Below are 22,321 nucleotides of genomic sequence, written 5' to 3'. Positions count from 1 at the left end.
AAGCCTTAATCATTAAATAATTTACAAAAATACAATTAATCGAGCCAATACGGTTTGATGCGCATCATGGTTCACTTTATTAATTGCAATAATGCCCTAAATTGATCGGTCCCTGCTTTTTCTAGCCATTGAAATATCACACTTTCTGTACAAGTAATAATAGCACCTGCTGCCGATAGCTGCTTAACAGCCAACTCTTTGTGTTTTTCGTTGCGTGATGCAATGGCATCTTCCACTACAAACACTTGGTAACCATTGGCAATTAAGTCTAAACATGTTTGCAGTACACACACATGCGACTCTGTACCCGTTACCACTATTTGCTTACGTTTAGAGCCAGCCAATAGGTTGTTAAATTGAACCTCTTGGCATGCGCTAAAATGTATTTTGTGATAGCAGTTAGTGCCAGTTATAAAAGGTAAGAGCTGTTCACTACTTTTACCTAACTTGGTTGGATTTTGTTCGGTAAATAAATAGGGAATATCTAAAGCTTTAGCTGCTTTTATTAACTTTTCGGTCTGATTAACAGCTAAGCCAAAGTCGTTAATTACCGGTTCAAGCCCTGCCTGAAGGTCAATAATTAATAACAAGGCATTACTTTTTTGGCTGATAAATGAATGGCGCATCACGTTCTCAAATTGCTGATAATTGAACTAGTTATAGCATAGGTTTCAGTTTCAGCACCAAGTAGACCTTATTACTATTTTTTCTTTTCAGAACCATTAATTACGGTCATAATTGTGCTATATTTTGTTAAAAATTATGCGCAAATAATAATTTAGGGTTAATCAGTCAGTGCCTAAACTTTTTCTTTTGATTTTCAGTTTGCTGTTCTTCACGCTTTCCTCTTCGGCGTTGGCACAAAACTATGCTTTGCAAATGCAGCGTATTTCGACCGATGAAGGACTTACGCAAGGCAGTGTAACTAAAATCGTGCAAGATGATTTAGGCTTTATCTGGATTGGTACCTACCAAGGCTTAAATAGGTATGATGGTTATCAGGTAGCGCCTTTTGCTGGGGAGTATATTCTTGATCAGCGACAAATTACCGCAATGCATAAAACTGACGACGGAAACATTTTCGTCAGCACTGAGTTTTCAGGTGCTTTTCTGATCGACCCAAAAACACTAAAAGTTGAAAAAATCTATTCTGGCAAACTAGACCCTGAAGATGTTTTCTTTTCGCCCATTTTAGCAATCACTGAAGACGATTACTTTTTTTACTTCGCTATTGCTCAGCACGTTTATTCATACAACAAGCAATCAAAAAAGTTTTTGCATGAGTTTTCTATCAATAAAGAAGAGCACATTGTGCGGGCACTCACCTTGCACGACAACTTTTTATATATAGGCACATCGAATGGGCTTTTTTCAAAAAACCTTGCAGATGATCATATCTCGCATATTCCGCTAACCGATAAATCTCAGGTCACCGAAGATAATAAAAACGTAAAATTTTTAAGGGTCGATGCGCAGCTCGGCTTATTTGTAGGCACTGTTGAGGGCATGTTTGATATCCCTTTTAACGCTAACCGTTTACTGGCGTTTGATAAGATAAGGCTGTTGATCCCTAACTTAAATATTTGGGATTATTCTGTTAGCTCATTCGGTGAATATATCGTCACAGAAAAAGGGTTGTTCGAATTTAATCGCCAAACCATGTCAGTTGAGTTCATCTTAAACTTTGAACAAAGTAAGTTTTTAATGTCTGACAATTCAATTCAAGATGTAATGATTGATAAAACTGGCTTGCTGTGGCTTGCATCCCGCTCACAGGGCGTTTTCACATGGTCAACACTAGCAAGACGTTTTAAACACATTGAATTAAAAAATAACCAAGCTCGCTTCAATAATAATGTCTGGTCGGTATTACAAGATCAAAATGATACCGTTTGGATAGGTACAGATAATGGCCTAATGAAGTACAACCAACTTACTAAAGATATTACACCCTACTTAGTTAGTAACGATGAAAAAGCCTTTCATGGTGAGCATGGTATTTATGGTATTACTGAAGCTAACATTGATGACAGCAACCGTTATCTGTGGCTAATGAAATACATAGGTCTTGCCTTGTTTGATAAACAGACAGGCAAATTAGTGCCTATAAAAGGCAATGCTGAGACCATGCACCTTATAAATTACGGCCCTAACTGGGGCTTTCGTGCTATGGGCAATGATCAATTTGCATTTTTAGATGACCAAAATTTTTATAAGTACAATGGTAAAACAGGCGAACTAACCACCATTAAAGGATTGAAAGAACAAGTTGACCTTGTTAATGCCCATGCTTTTTTAAAGCCATTGCCAGACCACCCCGACGAATACGTACTGAGTATGTCTGGCAAATTGTACCGCTACAATGAGCAGACTCAAAAGTTAACACTGATATACCAAACAGAAAATTATAACCCATTAGCGTTCACTACCATTGATGACTGGGTGATGGATTATAACAACACCCTGTGGCTTGGCTCAGCTGACGAAGGGCTTATTGGCATAGATGCTAAAACTTATGAAGTTAAACATCGTATTAATATACAGTCTGGCTTAAAAGCTAAATCTGTTTTTGCATTGCAAATAGATCGTTTTGGCTTTTTATGGTTAGGTACTCAAAATGGTCTTTACCGCCTTGATTTAAGCTCCTTAGAACTTGACCGTTACTTTATTCGCGATGGTTTAGCCGTTAATGAATTCAACATTGATGCCGACACCACCTTACATAACGGACAACTTGCATTTGGTAGTACCCGAGGCGTACTTTTACTTTCACCAGAGGACTTTTTATCGTCGCCTGTAGAGGCTGGTAATATAAATACCGAAATTACCAATGTATCTTTGCTTTCGCGAGAGCTTAACTACCATCCATATAAATATGTAAATACGCCTCTGCAGATCACTTATGATGATATGGGCTTAGCAGTCACCTTTTCTAACTTTGATACCATTAATAAAGATAAAACATCGTATCGAGTGACCCTTGATGGGCCAACCTCACTGCAATACGACAAGTTAACAACCAATGAGGTCTTTTTTACCAAATTACCGCCTGGTGATTATGTGTTATCAGTGTCGTCGTCTATCGAGTTAAGCGATGCAATATCAGCGTCTAGACAACTAAGATTTAATGTTGCACATGCACCTTGGTCATCCCCTGCTGCAAAAGCAAGTTATGTCATTATTGTTTTAGCTGTTTTGTTTTTCCTATTTTGGCAATACCGTGCTCGCCAGCAAATGATCGGTCGTGCTCATGCAGAAGCTGTAAAATCACAGCAACAAACCGAACTCGCTTTAAGTAGTACTAAAAGTGGTGTTTGGGAGATTAACCTAGTAGAACAGTTTTTAAGAACGACCCGCTTTTCTGCTGAACTGGGCTATGCCGAGTATAAAGATGGTATAAGCCTCAACAAGTTTGTGAGCTTAGTGCACCCGCACGATCGCAATAACGTAACTAGCCAGTGGCAACTATTTTGTAAGCAAACAAATAACCAACAATGGAATACCACTTACCGTTTAAAACATAAAAATGGTAACTGGCTTTGGTACGAAGACATTGGTCGTACTATTGCAACCGATGAAAAAAACCGCCCATTAAAAATAACCGGTATTTATACCAATATTACAGAGCAACGCGCTAATGCCCAGCAAGCCAGTGTCCTCGGCGAAGCATTTGGGCAAATAAACGACTGGTTGCTAATTTTAGACAATCAACTCAAACCATTTTCTGCTAATGCCAGTTTTGGTGAAGCATTCGCCACGCCAAACAATGTTGCAGAGCTTACTAGTCGCGACTTTATTGCAGCTATAGGCCGTGCAAAATACCTTGAATATATAGACGTATTAAAAACACTTAAACCAAAGCAAAACTGGAAAACAGAAGCTGTTATTCGCACGCTAAAAAGCCCTGCACACCCAGTTCATATTAGTGTCACGGCTGTAGCCAAGGAAAACCAATCAATTAGTCATTATGTAATTGTAATTTCAGACTTAACAGAGCAAAAACGCGCTGAAGACGATTTGCGTTATTTAGCAAATTATGACCCGTTAACGGGCTTGCCTAACCGCTCTTTAATGTATACAAAAATTAGCAACTGTATAAATAACGCCAAAAAATACAATAAACTAGCTGCATTATTATTTATTGATTTAGATAAATTTAAACCAGTAAATGATTCATTCGGGCACGCTGTCGGCGACCAATTACTTTGCGATATCACGCAAAGAGTAAACCTAATGTTACCCGAAAACGCCGTAATAGGCCGTCAAAGTGGTGATGAGTTTTTGGTTCTTATTAAAGACCTTCACTCACCACAAACACTCAGTGATCTCGTTAAAAAACTCACTGAAGAACTGGCAAGCAAGGTTATAATTGACGACTTTTCAATCAACATTTCAGCAAGTGTTGGTGTCGCTCTTTACCCATTTGATGCGAAAACAGCAGATGATTTAATTAAAAATTCAGATATAGCCATGATGCATGCTAAGCAATCTGGCCGTAACAATTTTAAATATTTCACAGAGCAGATGAATAACCAGCTTACCAAAAAGCTGTTACTTGAAAATGCCTTGAAAGATGCGTTTAAAGACGATGAGTTATTTAATAACTATCAGCCTATTGTTAATGCTAAAACTAAAAAAATAAACGGCGTTGAGCTTTTAATGCGCTGGAAGAACGAGCAAGGTTTTGTATCACCTGCCGAATTCATTCCTATTGCTGAAGAGATAGGTCTAATCGATGCGTTGACTGAGCAAGCACTTGATAGAGCATTAACAGAGCTGCTGCCAATGCTACGTGCTAACCCACAGTTTTATTTATCATTAAACTTGTCGCCAACGCATATTTTAAAATCAAACTTAACTGAACGCTTATTACTTATTTTGAATAATCACATGGTTAAGCCTGTGCAACTGCGTCTTGAAATTACAGAAAATACGCTTTTAGAAGATAAAGAAAAAGCTTCTAAGCAGCTGCAAAAACTTAAAAATGCCGGCTTCAAACTATTACTTGATGACTTTGGCACAGGTTACTCGTCACTAACTTACCTAAGTCAATTCCCGATTGATGTGATCAAAATTGACCAAAGCTTCGTGCGAAACATTGGCCAAGATAAAAGTAATGAATCGATTATTAAAACCATCCATGCGTTGTCATCGAACTTAGGCTTATATTGTATTGCTGAAGGAGTTGAGACAAGTGAGCAAATCAGCTTCTTAACAGAGATGGGCTGCGAAGATTTACAAGGGTACTACTTCGCAAAACCCATGTTGGCCGATGATCTAATTGCAGAAAGCACGATTCAGGCAATCATTGATCGACTAAACGCGCTTTAAACCATTTATTTAAGCAGCGATAAAGCTCATCTTTATTAATGGGCTTCGAGATGAAGTCATCCATGCCAGCTACAAGGCAGCGCTTTTGGTCCTCTTCAAAGGCATTCGCCGTAATAGCAATAATGATAGCTTCGCCATACAGCGCAGGGTTCTGTTTAATTGCTTGTGTACATTGATAGCCATCCATGTGGGGCATTTGGCAGTCCATCAATATAATATCTGCCGTAAAACTTTTAAGCTCTTCAAGTGCCTGTAAGCCATCGTTTGCCTTTTTGATAGTACACTGGGTGTCTTGCATCATTTTTTGCAGCACGATTTGATTTACAGGGTTATCTTCAACAATTAATACATTTATGCCACTAAGTATTGGCTTGTCTGTACTTTGTTCTGCAGTTGCTTCTGCATCGCTTACCATCACTGGCACAATAATAGTAAATTCACTGCCCTCACCTTCTTGGCTCACTAAAGAGAGCTCTCCATCCATCAACTCTATAATTCGTTTACTAATGGTGAGCCCGAGCCCAGTACCACCATATTTTCGGGTGGTCGATATATCGGCTTGAGTGAACTCTGTAAACAATTTAGCCTGCTGATCTGCAGAAATACCTATACCTGTATCGCGAATTTTTATTGCTAGTGCACCATCGATCATTTGGCATTGCATGTTTATTTCACCAGACTCAGTAAATTTACCCGCGTTACTCAAAATGTTATTGATTACTTGGCTAAACCTCAGTGGATCTAGGCGGATATACTCAGGTATGTTGTCTGCAATGCTCAAGTTAAATTTAACGCCAGATTTGACACTGGTGCTACTAAAAACTTTGGCTAATTGTGCCAGTAAGGCTTTAATTTCAACAACACGGTCTTCAAGTTTAAGAGCGCCCGCTTCAATTTTCGAGAAATCTAAAATATCATTTAAAATCAACAATAAGTTATTAGCACTTTGATGGATCATCGCCAGCTCATCACGCTCAGTTTCGGGTAGTTTAGGGTTTTCTAATAGCAGTTGAGTCATGCCTAAAATACCATTGAGCGGGGTGCGGATTTCATGGCTCATGTTCGCTAAAAATTGCGACTTAGTACGGTTGGCTTGATTCGCTAAGCGAACAGCTTCGACTAGCTCATTCGTTTTATCATTAACTTGTTGCTCGAGCTGGGCATTAAAATCGGTCAGTTTGTTATTCAACACTTCGTTTTCGTGATTCGCTTGATGCAAGCGATTAAAATTAAGCGCTAGCTTATTAGCTAAACTCGAAAACTGCGACTGCAAACGACTCACTTCTAGCCAAGTTTGTGGTAAGTCGGTATCTGTGATTGCCCGCTCAGGTTCAAATTTGTCGATTTGTTCAGCTAACTTTTCGATAGGAGCAATTAACCAGCGACTCAATTGCGTGATAAACACACTGGTTAATAAAATAATAAACAATATCATCACCAAAGACTGACCCCATGCACTCACCGCAACATTATTGGCATGTTTGCGATTGAGCATGGTCATTACAATCCAGTTATGCTCTGTTGAGCGAGCTTCTCTGGCGTAAAACTGCTGTTCGTTCTCAGCATCAAACATCTTAAAACGAGCTTCGTCTGCAAACAAATCTATTTCTTCATCTGTTAATTGTTGTAGCTCTGTAAAGTCATCTAATGTGCTAAATACCACTTTGTTGCTGGCATCTAAAATCAACAACTCGCCTTGATGACTAAATAGACTGGGCCTGAGGCCTGCAAAATAATCAAACATCAGTGAGCCTTCAACGACGCCAGTAAAGGTATCTTCAATATAAATCGGTGCTGATACTGCAACTATAGGTAAAGAACCAAAACCACGACCTTTAAATATTGTAGAGATATAACCAAGCTCATTATTAGGTGCATTTATAAAGTAATCTCTATCTGCCACATTGGCGCGAATGTTTGACTGCTGCAAACTAATCGCTAACGATTGTGGATAAAAATGAGTGACATCAGCAAGAGCATCAGCAATTATCTGTGTTCTAAAATCAGGGTATAGGTTTGCCATATTTTCAAGAGCAATTTGACGAGGGACACCGTTGGCAATGCTTCTGGCAGTGAGTACCACCCCTTTTTTATTATGATCAAGGTGAGCATCAATGGTGCGTGCGATTTCTTTGGCTTTTTCTTTTAACTGCGAATTTATCTCATACTCAATGCGCGCATAATGGTTATTGGTTAGTACTACAGAGGTTAATATGACTACCAGTACAACCAGTAAAGTAACAACATAGTTAAGTATTTTATAGAGCGACGAATAATGTTTATGCCACGAATAACGGCTAAAGAAGAAGCTCAGTAAATCAATAACAGATAAGTAAATTGCCGCATTTAAGCAGTACTTAGCAAGTGCAATAGCAATCGTTAGAATTGGTAAACCTAAAAAGAAATGGCCAAAACTCCAAAGTAGTGGCAGGCCTATCACCAGCCAAAATAGCATGCCTCGTAAAAATACCGGCCGCGCTTTTGATAAGCAGTATACCTGTAAGCAAATAAGCTCAAGTGCAAATACTATGGACGGCCACGCATGCCCCCAGCGGTAAAAAATAAACCCTGTACTTAAAATAAAGGTGATTATTGCAAACCGCCAACCAAGTAGCAGCAAGCTTAGGATCACAAAAAACTGACCAAGAAGAAATTCTGAGCTGTCTAAAAACCAAATTGGTAGTAAATTAACAACTCCCGCAATACAACCAAGCAGTACTGCGGCTAAAAAGTTGAAAAATGAAGGCTTATTTTGAAGCAAAAAAGGTATCCTAACTTCATAGTGATACCTTTAAATTAAAAGAAAATTAAACTTTTTGCCACTTTAATTAACATGGTGGCATTCATGACTCTCTATTTGCAGCACACTTTTTCCAATTTTAAAGCGCGATTGCAATAGTTTTTCGACCTTTAAGCGACATGCTTCGTCATGCTTTTCAACGGTACAATGCTGTTTTAAAACAACGTGCGCGCCAACAATAATGTCTTTGTCTTGGCGCATTACCGTGACATTATGAACATTTTGTACATGTTCAACCGAAGCGATACTTTGTTCAATATCAGCTACATTCGGCAGCTTACTTCTATTTTCAAGTAAGCCTTGAATACAACGAATGATCACTTTAACCCCAGTAAACAAGACAAAGGTAGCAATCAACATACTCGAAATAATATCAATTTCGGCCCAGCCAGTTAGGTGGATTAAAATACCAGCGAAGAAGGTTGAAACCGTTGAAATTAAATCAAAAAACGAGTGTAAAAACACCGCATACACATTAATGCTTGCTTTGCGCCCTTTGTATAGCACCCATGCTGCAGCACCATGAAACAAAAAACCAATAGCTGAAATGACCGACATTAAATAGCTATTAATTTGTAAATCATGACCATCGCTATGATGGAAGTAACGTTCACCTCCTTCATAAAGAATAATTAAGCTAATGCTTAAATATAAGATGCCATTGATCAAGCCACCCGTGAGCTCTGCTCGCTGGTAGCCATCATTAAAGTTTTTCGCGAAATATATCGCCATGCTTGAGGCAATAAGCGCGATGAATAAAGAACTGTTATGAACAAACAAATGCCCAGCATCAGCAAGTACAGCAAGCGAATTCGAATAATAGGCGCCAATAACCTGTATCACCATAAACGAGCACGTTATGGCTAAGGCAATCAACAAGCGGCGTCTAGATGCTTGGTGTGTTGTAATATCTGTCATGAAGAAGTGAAATACCTATCAGCTGGAAATGCGGTAATGATATAAAGTCTCAATTGTAATACGCAGCGCACTTAAACGCACTAAAAACTTAGTTAATAGTCCCTTTTTGAAAGTTTTTTGCACGATGTGTTACTAATAAGAAAGGAATTAGCAGCAAACAAGTAAACTGAAACACTCACTTGTAAGCTAAAAAACAGTAAGGCGTTAACAACACATGTTGTTAACGCCTTTTACTCGAAGCAGATTTAAAAAGCAGGCTATTAAACTTTAAACTGACTGACTAAATCTTTAAGGTGCTGAGCACGCGATAATAAGCTTTGCGTACCACGCTGTTGTTGCTCAGCGTTATCATGTATTTGCATTGCACTGTCTGAAATATCATGAGCCGACTGATTGATATGCTCAACCACCGTGCCCTGCTCTTCTGTGGCTGCTGCAACTTGGTGATTGCCTTGGCTGATAATCTCAAACTTCTGCTGAATAGACTGAAGTGCAGACACTGCAATATGCGTAAGCTCAGTCACTTTTTGACTACTTTGCGTACCTTCGGCAATCGCTTCTTGTGATTGCAATGATGAGCTTTGTAAACGCGAAATCTGTTCCCTAATTTCAGAAGTCGATGTTTGCGTACGCTGTGCAAGTGAGCGTACTTCATCAGCGACGACCGCAAAGCCACGACCTTGCTCACCCGCTCTTGCCGCTTCAATTGCCGCATTGAGTGCCAATAAATTAGTTTGTTCTGAAATTGCATTGATTACTTCAACAACCGAGTTGATCTCAGCCGCTTGATTTGCAAACTCACCGATACTTTTATCAACCGTGATCAAAATATCATTCAGCTCATTCATGGTTTGTGCTGTGGCAGCCATACTTTGATTGGTTTGCACGGTTTCTCGTACCGCTTCTTCCGTGTCGCTTGCTGTACGATGAGCAATATCAGACACCTCATTAATAGTTTGCCCCATTTCTGTAATAGCTGTGGCAACTTGATCGGTTTGCGCGCGCTGATCTTCGGTAGCAACAAAGGTTTTGTTGGCAAAGCTCGCAAGGTCGTCAATCCCCTCTCGCATCGCTTGCTCGGTGACACTGATTTCATCTACCAACTCAGCTACTTTACCTATGATGGCATTAAAGCCTTTAGCAAGATGCCCCAGTTCATTATCAACACTGTCATCTAAACGTTTTGTTAAGTCACCGCCGTGGCCTGCCATACCCAGTAGTTCGTCGCCCACACTGCGTATTTTCTTACTTAGCCAATTCGCAAAATAAAGTGTTAACACTAAAAATATACCTGCAAGCACGACACTTACGATAATCGACATCCAAACGACTGTATTAATCGCGCTTGATATCTCTTGCTTAGGCTGAACCGCCACAAGAGTAAGGCCAGTGCCTTCGATTGGCATAACCCCAGCATAAACATCTTCATCTGCGAGCTCCACTTGCGATAGAGTAAAGCCAGTATGTTTACTGCTCAAAAAGCTTTGTAATGCGCTTAATGAAGCGACGCTTGTGACTTGTTTACCAATATAAGCATCATTTGCGTGTGCAATAATTCGCTTGCTCTCATCAATTAAGAATAAATACCCTTGCTCACCAATTTTACGCGACGTAACAATGCTAGAAATATCTGAAATATCATAACCAAGCCCTGCAACACCAAGGCGTTGCCCTGCAATTTCAACCAAGGTGTTAACGTATAAAGTGAGGTGTCCGCCCTGCTCACTTACATCTAAAGCGAGCGCTTGGCGTTTATCTGAGCTAATAAAGTCAAAAAACCAACTGTCTCTTGGCTCACTTTGTGAGATTGATTTGAAAAAGCCGTCTTGTGTGTAATAACTCATTGAGTTTTTGCTTACCCAAAACACCGATGACGCACCACTTTTTCTTTGTAAGTCAGCAAAGTACGCCATCACACGTTGATGAATTGGCGAGCTTTTCTCACCTTCGTTCATCCACGTATGCAGAATTTGGTTTTCAGCTAAAGACTGTGACACAGAGATGGGGTAACGCATTTGAGCGTCAATTTCGGCAGCAACTTTACCCACAGCGTCAGGCAATAATTGCTTTTCTGTTTGTTGGTAATAAAGCCGAGAGAATTGGCTGGTATTGATTAAGGCGCTAACCACAGTGACAACAAACAATGCAATTAACACAAAACTAATAAAAATAGTGCGCAGCGATAGATTTCGCATTCAGCAAGCCTCATACTTAATGGTGGAGTTTTGGTTTTAGATCATCCTTGCGTCCTATCAATAATTTTAGGTAACAAGTCTGTGTTAAGCAATTGCTATTTAAGCTTTTACTGTTGTTTTTTTACTAATAATTATCAAACTCAAACAGAATAGGAACAAACGCCAACTTGTACCTTTTTACTAGTTAAAACGCTAGATACAAACACCTCACTGAATAAAACCGTGCTTATTATGACTCTGCTATTATTGCCATTTTTTGCTTGTAGGTTTTTGGCGACATGCCATACCAGCGATGAAATGCATGATGAAATGCACTAATTTCAGAGTAGCCACATAAAAAGGCTATCTCAGTAACTGAAAGATCTGTTTCGTTTAACAATGACACACTTTTTTGCTGTCTTAAACTTGCTAATTCTTTACTAAAACTTGTGCCCTCTTTTGCAAGACGGCGCTGCAGCGTTTTTTCACTCATATTAAGTGCTTTTGCCATTGCTTTACTGGTGGTTTGGCCTTGAATTAAATGCTCTTCAAGCAAAATTCTCAATACCTGCGTCACATTCGTTTGCGTCACTAGTTTCATCTGGCTTGATAAAACTGGTTCACTATCGGTATTTTCGCTAAAAAACAGGCTGTGGGTCGTTGCGCCGTATTCAATTTTGCAATTAAAGTGCGCATTAATCTCACTGTGAGGCTCTTTACGCTGCAAGCAAATTCGCGTTGGGTGCCAATCTTTTCCCTTTACAGTGCGCGCTATTTTTACACAAAACGCCATGGGCGCTTCGTAGCTTAGCAGTGACATATCACGCTCACCATCACTAAAGTTAAAGCGAAGTTCATACTCACTTCCATGATCGATAAGCGACACATTATGTGTATCGCCCATCAATTTTTGATAACGCAATATCAGCCGAAAAGCACTCAATAACTGTGTTGACTGAATAATCGCCATGCCTACCACCGGAATAGCGCGTACATTCATGTTACTGCCAACATAAAGACCTAAATGGGTGTTTGGTAACATGGCTTGCGCCTGCTTCCAAAGCATACTGACACTGGCTTGTGGGTATCGGGCTGTTTGGCTACTTAATTCTGCTAAAGGAATATTTGCCGCTGCAAACAATTCATTAATTGGTAAACCCTGCCACTTAAACGACTCAGCCATAGCACGAAGCCACCAGCTTGATAAGGTTCTCATGCGCGTCCTAAATAAACAATTTAATGACCTATATTATCAAGTAAATAAAAGAATAAAAGCCTATTGTTAACCTGTAATTAACAACGGAGACAACAATATGGGCACTGTAGCAAGTAAACGCGAGTTCGCGAGCTTTAAAGAGTTTTACCCCTATTACTTACAAGAACACAAAAATAAAGTCTGTCGACGCTTACATTTCATTGGCAGTTGGATTGTTTTGGCTATTTTGTTTGCCGCTATTTATCAGCAGCAATATAGCTGGCTAATTTTATGCCCAGTTGCGGGCTATGGCTTTGCTTGGGTTGGTCATTTCTTTTTTGAAAAAAATCGCCCCGCTACTTTTACACACCCTTTTTATAGCTTTATTGGTGATTGGGTCATGTTTAAAGACATTATTATTCGCAAAGTACCATTTTAGGAAAACACCATGACGATGAAACACACAGTATCAGAGCAAGAATGGCAAGCCCGTGTTGAGCTCGCTGCCGCGTATCGCCTAGTTGCTTTATATGGTTGGGATGATTTAATTTTTACCCATATTTCAATGCGTGTTCCCGGCACAGACAACGAATTTTTGATAAACCCGTATGGCATGATGTTTCATGAAATTACGGCATCAAGTCTTATCAAAGTAGATCAACAATGTAATAAGCTGCATGACAGCGAATACCCAGTTAACCCTGCGGGGTTTAATATTCATAGCTGTATTCATATGGCGCGTAATGATGCCCACTGCGTTATTCACACCCACTCACTCAATGGCACGGCAGTGTCTGCTAACAAAGACGGCTTATTGCCTATCTCTCAGCAAGCTGTTGTTGTGCACTCAGGTTTGGGTTATCACGACTACGAAGGCATTGCCCTTAATCCTGCAGAACAAGACCGTTTAGTGAATGACCTAGGTTCTAATAACTTTTTAATGCTACGTAATCATGGCCTATTAACTGTGGGTAAAACGGTCGCTGATGCATTTTTGTTTATGTATATTTTTGAAGCTGCATGTGCTGTACAAACTCGTACTTCACAAAATGCCGAGCAACTCGTACAAGTACCTAGCGCGATTATTGAGGGTATCAAAGGGCAAACTGAAGTTGCTACTAAGGGACTGGGCGGCGCAATTGCTTGGCCTGCCTTACTGCGCTTACTCGACAATAAAAGTCCGGGTTACGATCAATAAGGATATACCATGCAAATTGATATCATGACTAAAATAGTGCTGCCTTTAGCACTATTTATCATCATGTTTGGCATGGGGTTAGGGCTTAAAAAGCAAGACTTTAGGGCATTATTTATTAGCCCCAAAGCACTTTCAATAGGCTTAAGCTGCCAACTACTGTTATTGCCAAGCGTTGCGTTTTTATTAGCAATGAGTTTTACCCTATCCCCAGAGCTCGCTATTGGCCTGATTTTAGTGGCTTGCTGCCCGGGTGGTGTGACCTCAAACCTTTATACCTATTTATTCAAAGGGGATGTTGCGCTTTCAATAAGTCTAACAACGCTAGCAACATTTATCTCACCGTTTACCTTGCCACTGATTATGCATTTTGCCATGCATACATTCAGTGTGCCGGGCCACGAATTCGCTTTGCCAGTGATTAAAACCATAGTGCAAATGCTGATGATAACGGTACTTCCTGTTTGCTTAGGAATGGTATTTAATCACTTTAAACCCCATTTGAGCTTGAAAATAGAACCCTTTATACGTCGTTTTTCGAGTGTATTCTTAATTGTGATAGTGCTTAGCATTATTCATAAAAATGCTGACCAAATGCTGAACTTTTTTGCGACCAGTGGCATTGCAACGCTGACATTAAACCTCAGCACGCTGTTACTAGGGCTGTTTTTTGCAAAAATATCGGGCTTAGATCACAAGCAACAAATGAGCATTGCGGTTGAAGTTGGGCTACAAAATGGCACCCTTGCCATTTTAATTGCGAGTACCTTAATAAATAATGCCGCCATGGCAATTCCTGGAGCAACCTATAGCTTATCAATGTTTGTAACGGGTTATATTTTTTGTCGCTTATTTAGCGCGCATCATACAAAACACCTTGCCATTCTCAACAAAGCATAAAAGCCAAAGTGATGACTAAAAACAAGGAAGTTTTTAATCACACAGTAATAAAAAATAGTTAAAATTTGAGATAACCAAACGAGTCTAAAATACACCTAATAACAAAGTTCATCACCCATCCTAACTATTAATTTTTTATTTATTTTTCATAACTATACCTAAATCATTAGTTATAATTTTTGCTCTGTGGTCAGTCTTGTTTAATAAGATATTTTTGCTCTGTGGTCAGTCTTGTTTAATAAGATATTTTCGTTCACTATCAATTTATGGCTTGTTATATAGGGACATATTGTGGCCGAACTTAATAACTCTAAATTGCCCGTTCATGTTGCTGAATTAAAGTTTGCGCTTGATAACGTACCCGCATACGTTTACATAAAAAATGAGCTTGGGCATTACGTTTATGCTAATAAGCTTACCTTGGGTTTATTTGCTTGCTCTGAGCAAGAATTACAACATAGAAGTGATGTGGACTTTTTCCCAATTCCTGACGTAAAAAAGCTAGCAAAAATAGACAAGCGGGTGCTCAGCGGTGAGCGTACCCGTGAAGAAGTTGAGCTTACCTTTCCCGACGGACACCAATATATTTTCTGGGAAGTGAAAACCCCTATTATTTGCGACACAGAGCCTAACAAAGTCATCGGCATTTTAGGTATTGCAACAGACATTACCGAACGAAAACACCTTGAAGAACAACTCCTCTACGCTGCCTCCACCGACCCGCTAACTGAACTTTTAAACCGCCGCTATTTTTATATTCGCTTATCGCTTGCGTTACAAATGAGCAAGCGCGACCAAAACTATGGTGCAGTAATATTTATCGACCTTAATAAGTTTAAAAAATTAAACGATCAATATGGCCACAATACCGGCGACGCTTATCTTGTTGAGATTGCACAAAGAATGAAAACAGTTGTGCGCGAAAAAGACTGTTTAGCCCGCATTGGTGGCGATGAGTTTGTTGTATTACTTGAAGGGCTAAGCCGAAATGAGCAAACAGCCAAACAAAATGCCTATCGCGTTGCCGATAAACTGCAAACAGCCATCGAAGTTGAGTTTATTCACCAAGATCTTAACTATAAGGGCTCAGCCAGTGTCGGCGTCACCATGTTTTTAGGTACACAAAAAACTGCTGAAGAGATTGTCGCACAAGCAGATCAACATATGTATTTGATAAAACATGCACTGAATTATTAATACAAGGCATAAAGAATAAAACTGCACTTAAACAGGTAACGATTACAAATCAATAGCGCGCTTTGCTTTGTGGTGGTAATCTGAGCAGTGAAAAATAATATTAATTGTATTAAGGAAAGTACATGGACCCCGTTTCTAGCATTTTAGACCTGTTGTTAAATGTAGAAGTCTTTCTTCTAATTTTTGTTTTAGTGCTACTAAAAAGTAGCGTTAAATTTGTGCCGCAAAATCGTGCCTGGTTAATCGAGCGTTTTGGTAAGTACCATTCGACCAAAGAAGCCGGCTTAAACTTTATTGTGCCATTTATCGACCGTATTGCCGCTGACCGCAGTTTAAAAGAACAAGCGCAAGATGTGCCTTCGCAGTCTGCTATCACCAAAGATAACATCTCGCTTATCGTCGATGGTGTGCTGTATTTCCGCGTGCTTGACCCGTATAAAGCCACTTATGGTGTTGATGACTATGTATTTGCGGTTACTCAGCTATCGCAAACAACGATGCGTTCTGAACTTGGTAAAATGGAACTAGATAAAACCTTTGAAGAGCGCGACATGTTAAACACCAACATAGTTACCGCGATTAACCAAGCATCTGAGCCTTGGGGTATTCAGGTTTTACGTTACGAAATTAAAGATATTGTGCCACCTAACTCTGTAATGGAAGCCATGGAAGCACAAATGAAAGCTGAGCGTGTAAAACGTGCGCAAATTTTAGAATCGGAAGGTGACCGTCAATCTGCTATCAACGTGGCAGAAGGTAAAAAGCAAGCGCAAGTTCTTGCAGCAGAAGCTGAAAAAGCCGAGCAAATTTTACGCGCTGAAGGTGAAGCGAAAGCGATTATCGCCGTTGCTGAAGCACAAGCAGATGCACTACGTAAAGTGGGTGAAGCCGCCGATACAGAGCAAGGCCAAAAAGCAATTCAACTCGACCTAGCCACTAAAGCCATTGCCGCTAAAGAAGCCATTGCTCGTGAGTCATCTGTGGTATTACTTCCTGAAAGTGGTACTGACGCAAGCTCGATTGTAGCTCAAGGTATGTCTATTATTAACTCTTTGAATAAAAAGCAACAAAGTTAGGTGGGCTGATGGCATTTTTAGATACCCATTTAGCCGAAGCACTGATGATTATAGGTGTTATCGCGCTAATTGTTGAAGTTACAGTACTGGGTATGAGTACCTATGTATTACTGTTTTTAGGCTTATCTTTATTTGCCAGTGGCTTACTAATGAATATAGGTCTACTTGATACGAGTTACACTACCGCGCTTTGGAGCAATATCGTGTTTACTCTTGGTTTTGCTTTCGTGCTTTGGAAACCTCTCAAACGCATGCAGGATAAAACCGATACTAAGCCGATACATAGCGATTTTGCTGAGCTTACCTTTGTCGTTAATGCCGATGTTGATGATAAAGGGTTAACCACACATCAGTATTCGGGTATTACATGGCAATTAAAAAGTCAGTCTCCCATTGCTGCTGGTAGTACAGTAAAAGTAACCGACAAACAAGTTGGTGTACTCTGGGTAGAGGCGGTATAACTCAGCAATAGTTAAACCTCATTTAGAGCCAAAACTCTATTTAGTTTTGTAACCGTGTTTGCTATGGTTAGAAGCACTCACGGTTACAAGCAAGGTTGCGAAAATGAACAATAACAAGGCACTCGTTGTAGAAGGTGGTGCAATGCGTGGCATTTTTGCCACTGGCGTACTGGATGCTTTTATTCAAGCTAATTACCAACCTTTTAATCAATGCTATGGTGTTTCTGCCGGAGCCACTAACATTGCCGCCTATTTGTGCGCCCAATACAAACGTAACCATGCAGTGATCACCGATTACTCTTGCCGACCAGAGTTCATCGATTTTGTTCGATTTATTAAAGGTGGCCACCTATTTGATTTAGACTGGCTGTGGCAAGAAACCATCCGTGATATTCGCCTAGATCTCGAAACCTTCGAAAAACAAGCCAGTGAGTTTTATATTGTCACAACCAATATACAAACTGGGCAGGCTGAGTACTTAAAAGCAAGTGCAACTCATCTTGAAGAGCAATTAAAAGCCTCATGTGCGCTGCCGATTGCTTATCGAGAATTTCCTGTGTTCGACAATTTGCAACTTACGGATGGCGGTGTGGCAGATTCTATTCCTATTCGTAAAGCATACGAGATGGGTAATAAAGAAATCACCGTTATTTTATCTCAGCCTCTTGGCTATAAGAAAAAGCCTTCAAAAGCACCTTGGTTCGTAAAACGTATTTATAAGAAGACCCCGGCATTAGCAGAAGCTACCTTAAGACGCGCAGAAAATTACAATCAAAGCATTGATTTTATTACCAACCCGCCAAGCGATTGTAAAATTAATATTATTGCACCACCACCCAACTTTGCAGTTGGTCGAACAACAAAATCATTTGAAAAACTCAGTGCGGGCTATGAAATGGGCTTAAATGCGGGTGCACATTTTTTAACTCAAGTTGCCTAAGCTAACGCTTTAAAAATAGGAACAAGCTTCAAGCATTTTCGAGGTCATTGGCTATACTTCAAAGAGTTATGTTAGCCAAGGATTGACCATGAAACTCCCCCTACCCTTTATCACTGCCCTCAGGCTTTTAATACTCTCTTTTCTATGTTTTTTTTCATTTTTTAGCCAAGCTATTGAATGGCCTCAACAAGTGCAAACATCACAAGGCACACTCATTGTTTACCAGCCACAACCCGAGAAACTAAACGGTAATACTTTAACAGCCCGTGCAGCAATGTCATTTTCGGTTTCAGGTAGTGACGCAGTGTTTGGCGTATTTTGGTTTACCGCTAAACTAGATACTGACCGCGAAAACGATACCGTCACCGTTCGCAATATGACAGTCACCGATGTACGCTGGCCTGAGTCAAAAGATGCAGGCGAACAAAAGTTTACTGCTGTCGTTAATGAAGCAATAAAAACCAGTCAATTCGAAACCTCGCTTTCGCAACTGACCGCTAGTCTTGAAAGTGCAGAAGCAGCAGAACAAAGTTTAACGCAGTTAAAAACCGACCCTCCAACGATTATTTTCACAGAGCAACTGTCGGTATTATTGAGTTTTGATGGTGAACCTAAGTTTAGTAAAATTGAAAACAGCCAATATGAGCGCGCTTTAAACACTGCCATGACAGTGATTAAAGATAGCAAAAGCAAACTATGTTATCTTACCGATGGGCAATTTTGGTATCAGGCAAAACAAGCCAAAGGGCCTTATGACTATACTCAGTCGCCACCGGCTGAACTTGTAAAAATGCTTCCTAAAGATACCGAAAGCTCAGATCTAAGTGCGCCACCAGCCATTGTTGTTACAACTAAACCCACCGAACTTATTGCAACTGATGGCGCAGCTAAATGGAAAAGCTTAACCGGTGGCGAGCTCATGTATGTGTTTAACACTGAAACCCCGTGGCTACGTGAAATGCAAACGAATAACATGTATGTCTTGTTATCTGGACGCTGGTATCGCGCAAAACAACAAACAGGCCCATGGACCTTTGTACGTGGCGACGAACTACCAGAAAGCTTTGCCAATATTCCACCTGAATCAGATTTAGGGGGCCTCAGAGTTTCAGTTGCTGGCACTGAAGAAGCTGACGAAGCAGTATTAGATGCAAAAGTGCCGCAAACAGCGGCTATCAGCCGTAAAGACACAAGTTTAACTGTGTATTATGATGGTAAACCTAAATTTGAACGGATCCCGGGCACGCAAGTTTCTTATGCCATTAATACCGATGCACAAGTGCTGCAAATTAAAGGCAAATATTATGCAGTCGATAATGCAGTGTGGTTTAAGGCAGACTCCGCACAAGGCCCTTGGCTTGTTGCTGATAGCATTCCAAAAGATGACATCGCAAAAATTCCTCCAAGTTCCCCCGTTTACAATGTCACTTATGTTGATATTTACGAGTCAACTCCTGAGGTGGTGTATGTTGGTTATTACCCAGGTTACATGTGGTCATACCCTTATTATGGTGTGCCAGTGTATGGAACGGGTTGGTATTACCCGCCATACTGGGGCGGTGGCTACTATTACCCTCGCCCACCGACTTGGGGTTTTAATATTGGCTATAACAACTGGACGGGTTGGTCGTTTGGCTTAAGTTGGAGCAATGGTTTTTTAAATCTAGGTATGAATTGGAATGTTGGATGGCCAACCCATTATCGACCTTATCATTGCTGTAATGGCTGGTATGGGGGTGGTTACCGCGGCCCAGTTATTATTAATAATGGCAATATCAATATTGGTAACAAAATTAATGTCGGTCATAAACCTGGCCACCATAATAAGCAACCAAGGCATAATATTTATAAACGCGATCAGAGTAAGTCTCGTCTCGCTTCAAAGCAGCAAGTGAAACGCGATTTAAAAACAGCCATCAGCCAACACGATAAAGCAAACAACGTGTTTGCGGATCAAAAAGGTAACGTGCTCAAGCGTGATGGCGATAAATGGCAACAACGTGTTGAGGGTAAATGGCAAACATTACCTACCGATAAACAGCAACAAATCAAAGATCGGGCACAAAATATTGACCGCCAACAAGTGCAAAATAAATTGCAAAGCATAGATAAAAGTAAAGCGAAGCAAACATTACAGCAACGCCAGCACACTCAAAATAGGCAACAAAATCGTATGCAGCAATTAAATAGGGCAAATAGAGCACGTCAGCAAGGTATGCAGCGTCAACAAATGCGCCGTAATACACAAAGACAAATGCCTAATCGCGGCCATTAATGTAAAAACAGGAACAAAACAAAGCCAGTGTAAATACTGGCTTTGTTATCTTAACCAAAGGTATCGCCCTCTGTCGCTACCTTTAAGTCGTAATAGATATGTCTCTTAAGAAAAAGCCTGCAAAACAATTGCAAAAACTTGCTTAAAACTATTTCTCTATTAGTTTTAATACTAAGTCCTTACAAAAATTTGCACGCTCATGTTAAATAACTACACCGTTCGTACGCGATTAGCCGTCTTGGCTTTGTTACCGGTTACAGTTTTTGTGATCACCTCTATTTTTACAATGTCTATTATGTCGGGCATGGTAAAAGGCATCGACAGTTTGTATGACGATAGAGTCATCCCCCTTGAGCAGATAAAAACAGTATCGGACAATTACGCAGTTAGCATTGTTGATCTATTCCATAAATACCGCGCTGAGCAAATTTCAAAAACTGACTTTCTAGCCGCCGTTGAAAATGCAAAAAATGTTGCTGATAGCAAATGGAAAAGCTACTTAGGGACCAAGCTAACCACAGAAGAGCAGCGCTTAGTTAATATCGTGGAAAAGAATCTCGCTGTAGTAGAAAGCGAACTAAGCACATTTTTAAACCAAGTAAAAAGTGACCAACTCAAAGCAGTACCTAACGAGGTATTCGTAAAAAATCTTTACGATGTGTTTGACCCTCTCAGTGAAAGCTATCAAGGGCTAATAAACTTACAAATCAATGAGGCTAACAAGTTTAAAAACGCCGCAGATAAAGATTTTGCTCAAGTCAGTATTGCAATGACAGCCTCTATCACTATATTAATAATTTTACTATTGGCTATTGCCTTTATTATATACCGCTCTATCCATAACCCATTGTTATCGCTTAGTGAAACGATAGGCTCTATCTCAGAAAATGCCGACTTACGTCTACGTGCAACAACCCATGGTAATGACGAAATAGCCCAAGCAGCACATCACTTTAATGCCATGATGGAGCGCATTCATGCACTTGTAAATGATGTAACCAGTGCAACACTCACCCTTTCATCTGCTGCTGAGCAAATGAACTCAATTAGCGACCAAGTTGCAAGCACAGCCACAGAGCAAGAACATCAATCAGCAATGATTGCCACTGCCATTACACAGATGAGCAGTGCCATAGAGCAAGTGGCCGCAAATGCATTATCAACATCAGAAAAAGCCACTCACACTGATAAAACTGCTAAACAGGGTCAGCAGTCTGTGCAAGAAAATATCGACGCAATAAACCGTCTATCACATATCGTTAATGCGAATACAAAATTAATCAATGAGTTAAATACACAATCAACAGATATCAATCAAGTGGTGATGATGATCCAAGGCGTTGCAGAACAAACCAATTTACTCGCTTTAAATGCGGCCATTGAAGCAGCACGCGCTGGTGAGTCGGGTCGCGGTTTCGCAGTAGTAGCCGATGAAGTAAGGCAGCTTGCACACAACACGCAAAAAGCCACAGCCAGTATTAACGAAATGATCAGTAAACTACAAACAATGGCGCAGCAAGCCGTTACCGCCATGGGTAATGCCGACGAAAGTGCTAAACAAAGTGTTGAATACGCAGAGCGCTCATCACAATTACTGACTGAAATTACTCAAGAAATGACACTTATTGCCGATATGAATAACCAAGTATCCACCGCAACGGATGAGCAAACCACTGTTGCAAACGAACTAAGCTGTAATATTAATGAATTTAGTAGTAGCATTTCACTGGTTAGCGAAAGTTCGCAACAAAATGCGCAAGCCAGCCAAGAATTGGCTTCATTGGCTTCGCGTTTACAACAGCAGGTGCATGTTTTCAAAGTATAGTCGTATAAAACTGCGCTCAAAAAGCAGAGACTCG

15 protein-coding genes are annotated in these 22,321 nt (G+C 40.2%); 10 read left to right on the top strand and 5 right to left on the bottom strand.

Going from position 1 to position 22,321, the window contains the following annotated elements; genetic code table 11:
* Positions 1-71: 71 nt before the first annotated feature.
* Entirely contained in the window at positions 72-626 is a 555-nt protein-coding gene (locus AN394_RS10140) for an isochorismatase family protein (RefSeq protein WP_055021443.1), read from the bottom strand.
* A gap of 253 nt (positions 627-879) precedes the next feature.
* Here AN394_RS10140 and AN394_RS10135 point away from each other — a divergent pair, with 253 nt between their 5' ends.
* A complete protein-coding gene (locus AN394_RS10135; RefSeq protein WP_082422974.1) occupies positions 880-5,331 on the top strand; it encodes an EAL domain-containing protein in 4,452 nt (1,483 codons plus the stop codon).
* On the opposite strand, the gene AN394_RS10130 is transcribed toward AN394_RS10135, so the two are convergent.
* The 4 genes from AN394_RS10130 to AN394_RS10115 all read right to left on the bottom strand — a co-directional run bounded on the left by AN394_RS10130 (position 5,306) and on the right by AN394_RS10115 (position 12,439).
* Positions 5,306-8,092: a response regulator gene (locus AN394_RS10130; protein WP_235576256.1), complete on the bottom strand. Its 2,787-nt coding sequence runs from the start codon at positions 8,090-8,092 to the stop codon at positions 5,306-5,308. The genes AN394_RS10135 and AN394_RS10130 overlap by 26 nt on opposite strands.
* Before the next feature lie 63 nt (positions 8,093-8,155).
* On the bottom strand, positions 8,156-9,049 hold the full coding sequence (locus AN394_RS10125; RefSeq protein ID WP_054562467.1) for a cation diffusion facilitator family transporter: 894 nt from the start codon (positions 9,047-9,049) through the stop codon (positions 8,156-8,158).
* Between the two features lie 260 nt (positions 9,050-9,309).
* The gene (locus tag AN394_RS10120) at positions 9,310-11,244 is read right to left on the bottom strand and encodes a methyl-accepting chemotaxis protein (RefSeq protein ID WP_054562468.1); all 1,935 of its coding nucleotides are present in this window, start codon (positions 11,242-11,244) and stop codon (positions 9,310-9,312) included.
* A 229-nt stretch (positions 11,245-11,473) separates the two neighbouring features.
* On the bottom strand, positions 11,474-12,439 hold the full coding sequence (locus tag AN394_RS10115; protein ID WP_054562469.1) for an AraC family transcriptional regulator: 966 nt from the start codon (positions 12,437-12,439) through the stop codon (positions 11,474-11,476).
* Positions 12,440-12,536: 97 nt separating this feature from the next.
* Here AN394_RS10115 and AN394_RS10110 point away from each other — a divergent pair, with 97 nt between their 5' ends.
* From AN394_RS10110 to AN394_RS10070, 9 genes are all read left to right on the top strand, one after another.
* Positions 12,537-12,857, top strand: coding sequence for a DUF962 domain-containing protein (locus AN394_RS10110; protein WP_055021440.1), 321 nt, complete (start codon positions 12,537-12,539; stop codon positions 12,855-12,857).
* 9 nt (positions 12,858-12,866) lie between these two features.
* Positions 12,867-13,616, top strand: a complete 750-nt coding sequence (locus tag AN394_RS10105) for a class II aldolase/adducin family protein (RefSeq protein WP_055021439.1) — start codon at positions 12,867-12,869, stop codon at positions 13,614-13,616.
* 9 nt (positions 13,617-13,625) lie between these two features.
* Positions 13,626-14,513, top strand: a complete 888-nt coding sequence (locus AN394_RS10100) for a bile acid:sodium symporter family protein (RefSeq protein WP_082422973.1) — start codon at positions 13,626-13,628, stop codon at positions 14,511-14,513.
* A gap of 291 nt (positions 14,514-14,804) precedes the next feature.
* Positions 14,805-15,710 (top strand): GGDEF domain-containing protein, encoded by a 906-nt coding sequence (locus AN394_RS10095; RefSeq protein WP_055021438.1) that lies wholly within the window; start codon positions 14,805-14,807, stop codon positions 15,708-15,710.
* Positions 15,711-15,832: 122 nt separating this feature from the next.
* Positions 15,833-16,786 carry a slipin family protein gene (locus AN394_RS10090; RefSeq protein WP_055021437.1) on the top strand — a complete coding sequence of 318 codons (954 nt, stop codon included), beginning with the start codon at positions 15,833-15,835 and terminating at the stop codon, positions 16,784-16,786.
* A gap of 8 nt (positions 16,787-16,794) precedes the next feature.
* Positions 16,795-17,247 (top strand): NfeD family protein, encoded by a 453-nt coding sequence (locus AN394_RS10085; protein WP_055021436.1) that lies wholly within the window; start codon positions 16,795-16,797, stop codon positions 17,245-17,247.
* A 103-nt stretch (positions 17,248-17,350) separates the two neighbouring features.
* Positions 17,351-18,187, top strand: a complete 837-nt coding sequence (locus tag AN394_RS10080; protein ID WP_055021435.1) for a patatin family protein — start codon at positions 17,351-17,353, stop codon at positions 18,185-18,187.
* 190 nt (positions 18,188-18,377) lie between these two features.
* A complete protein-coding gene (locus tag AN394_RS10075) occupies positions 18,378-20,462 on the top strand; it encodes a carbohydrate-binding family V/XII (protein ID WP_235576255.1) in 2,085 nt (694 codons plus the stop codon).
* A gap of 199 nt (positions 20,463-20,661) precedes the next feature.
* Entirely contained in the window at positions 20,662-22,287 is a 1,626-nt protein-coding gene (locus tag AN394_RS10070; RefSeq protein ID WP_055021433.1) for a methyl-accepting chemotaxis protein, read from the top strand.
* Positions 22,288-22,321 lie beyond the last annotated feature (34 nt).

Source organism: Pseudoalteromonas sp. P1-26 (assembly GCF_001401795.1).
Lineage (GTDB): Bacteria > Pseudomonadota > Gammaproteobacteria > Enterobacterales > Alteromonadaceae > Pseudoalteromonas.
The sequence above is the reverse complement of the archived record's forward strand: the minus strand, read 5'-3'. Positions and strand labels throughout refer to the sequence as shown.

Excerpts from the sequence above, each read along its gene's own strand:
- AN394_RS10100 (WP_082422973.1), top strand. The coding sequence starts at position 13,626 with ATGCAAATTGATATCATGACTAAAATAGTGCTGCCTTTAGCACTATTT.
- AN394_RS10085 (WP_055021436.1), top strand. The coding sequence starts at position 16,795 with ATGGCATTTTTAGATACCCATTTAGCCGAAGCACTGATGATTATAGGT.
- AN394_RS10115 (WP_054562469.1), bottom strand. The coding sequence starts at position 12,439 with ATGAGAACCTTATCAAGCTGGTGGCTTCGTGCTATGGCTGAGTCGTTT.
- AN394_RS10105 (WP_055021439.1), top strand. The coding sequence starts at position 12,867 with ATGACGATGAAACACACAGTATCAGAGCAAGAATGGCAAGCCCGTGTT.
- AN394_RS10070 (WP_055021433.1), top strand. The coding sequence starts at position 20,662 with ATGTTAAATAACTACACCGTTCGTACGCGATTAGCCGTCTTGGCTTTG.
- AN394_RS10080 (WP_055021435.1), top strand. The coding sequence starts at position 17,351 with ATGAACAATAACAAGGCACTCGTTGTAGAAGGTGGTGCAATGCGTGGC.
- AN394_RS10090 (WP_055021437.1), top strand. The coding sequence starts at position 15,833 with ATGGACCCCGTTTCTAGCATTTTAGACCTGTTGTTAAATGTAGAAGTC.
- AN394_RS10140 (WP_055021443.1), bottom strand. The coding sequence starts at position 626 with ATGCGCCATTCATTTATCAGCCAAAAAAGTAATGCCTTGTTATTAATT.
- AN394_RS10110 (WP_055021440.1), top strand. The coding sequence starts at position 12,537 with ATGGGCACTGTAGCAAGTAAACGCGAGTTCGCGAGCTTTAAAGAGTTT.
- AN394_RS10135 (WP_082422974.1), top strand. The coding sequence starts at position 880 with ATGCAGCGTATTTCGACCGATGAAGGACTTACGCAAGGCAGTGTAACT.
- AN394_RS10125 (WP_054562467.1), bottom strand. The coding sequence starts at position 9,049 with ATGACAGATATTACAACACACCAAGCATCTAGACGCCGCTTGTTGATT.
- AN394_RS10120 (WP_054562468.1), bottom strand. The coding sequence starts at position 11,244 with ATGCGAAATCTATCGCTGCGCACTATTTTTATTAGTTTTGTGTTAATT.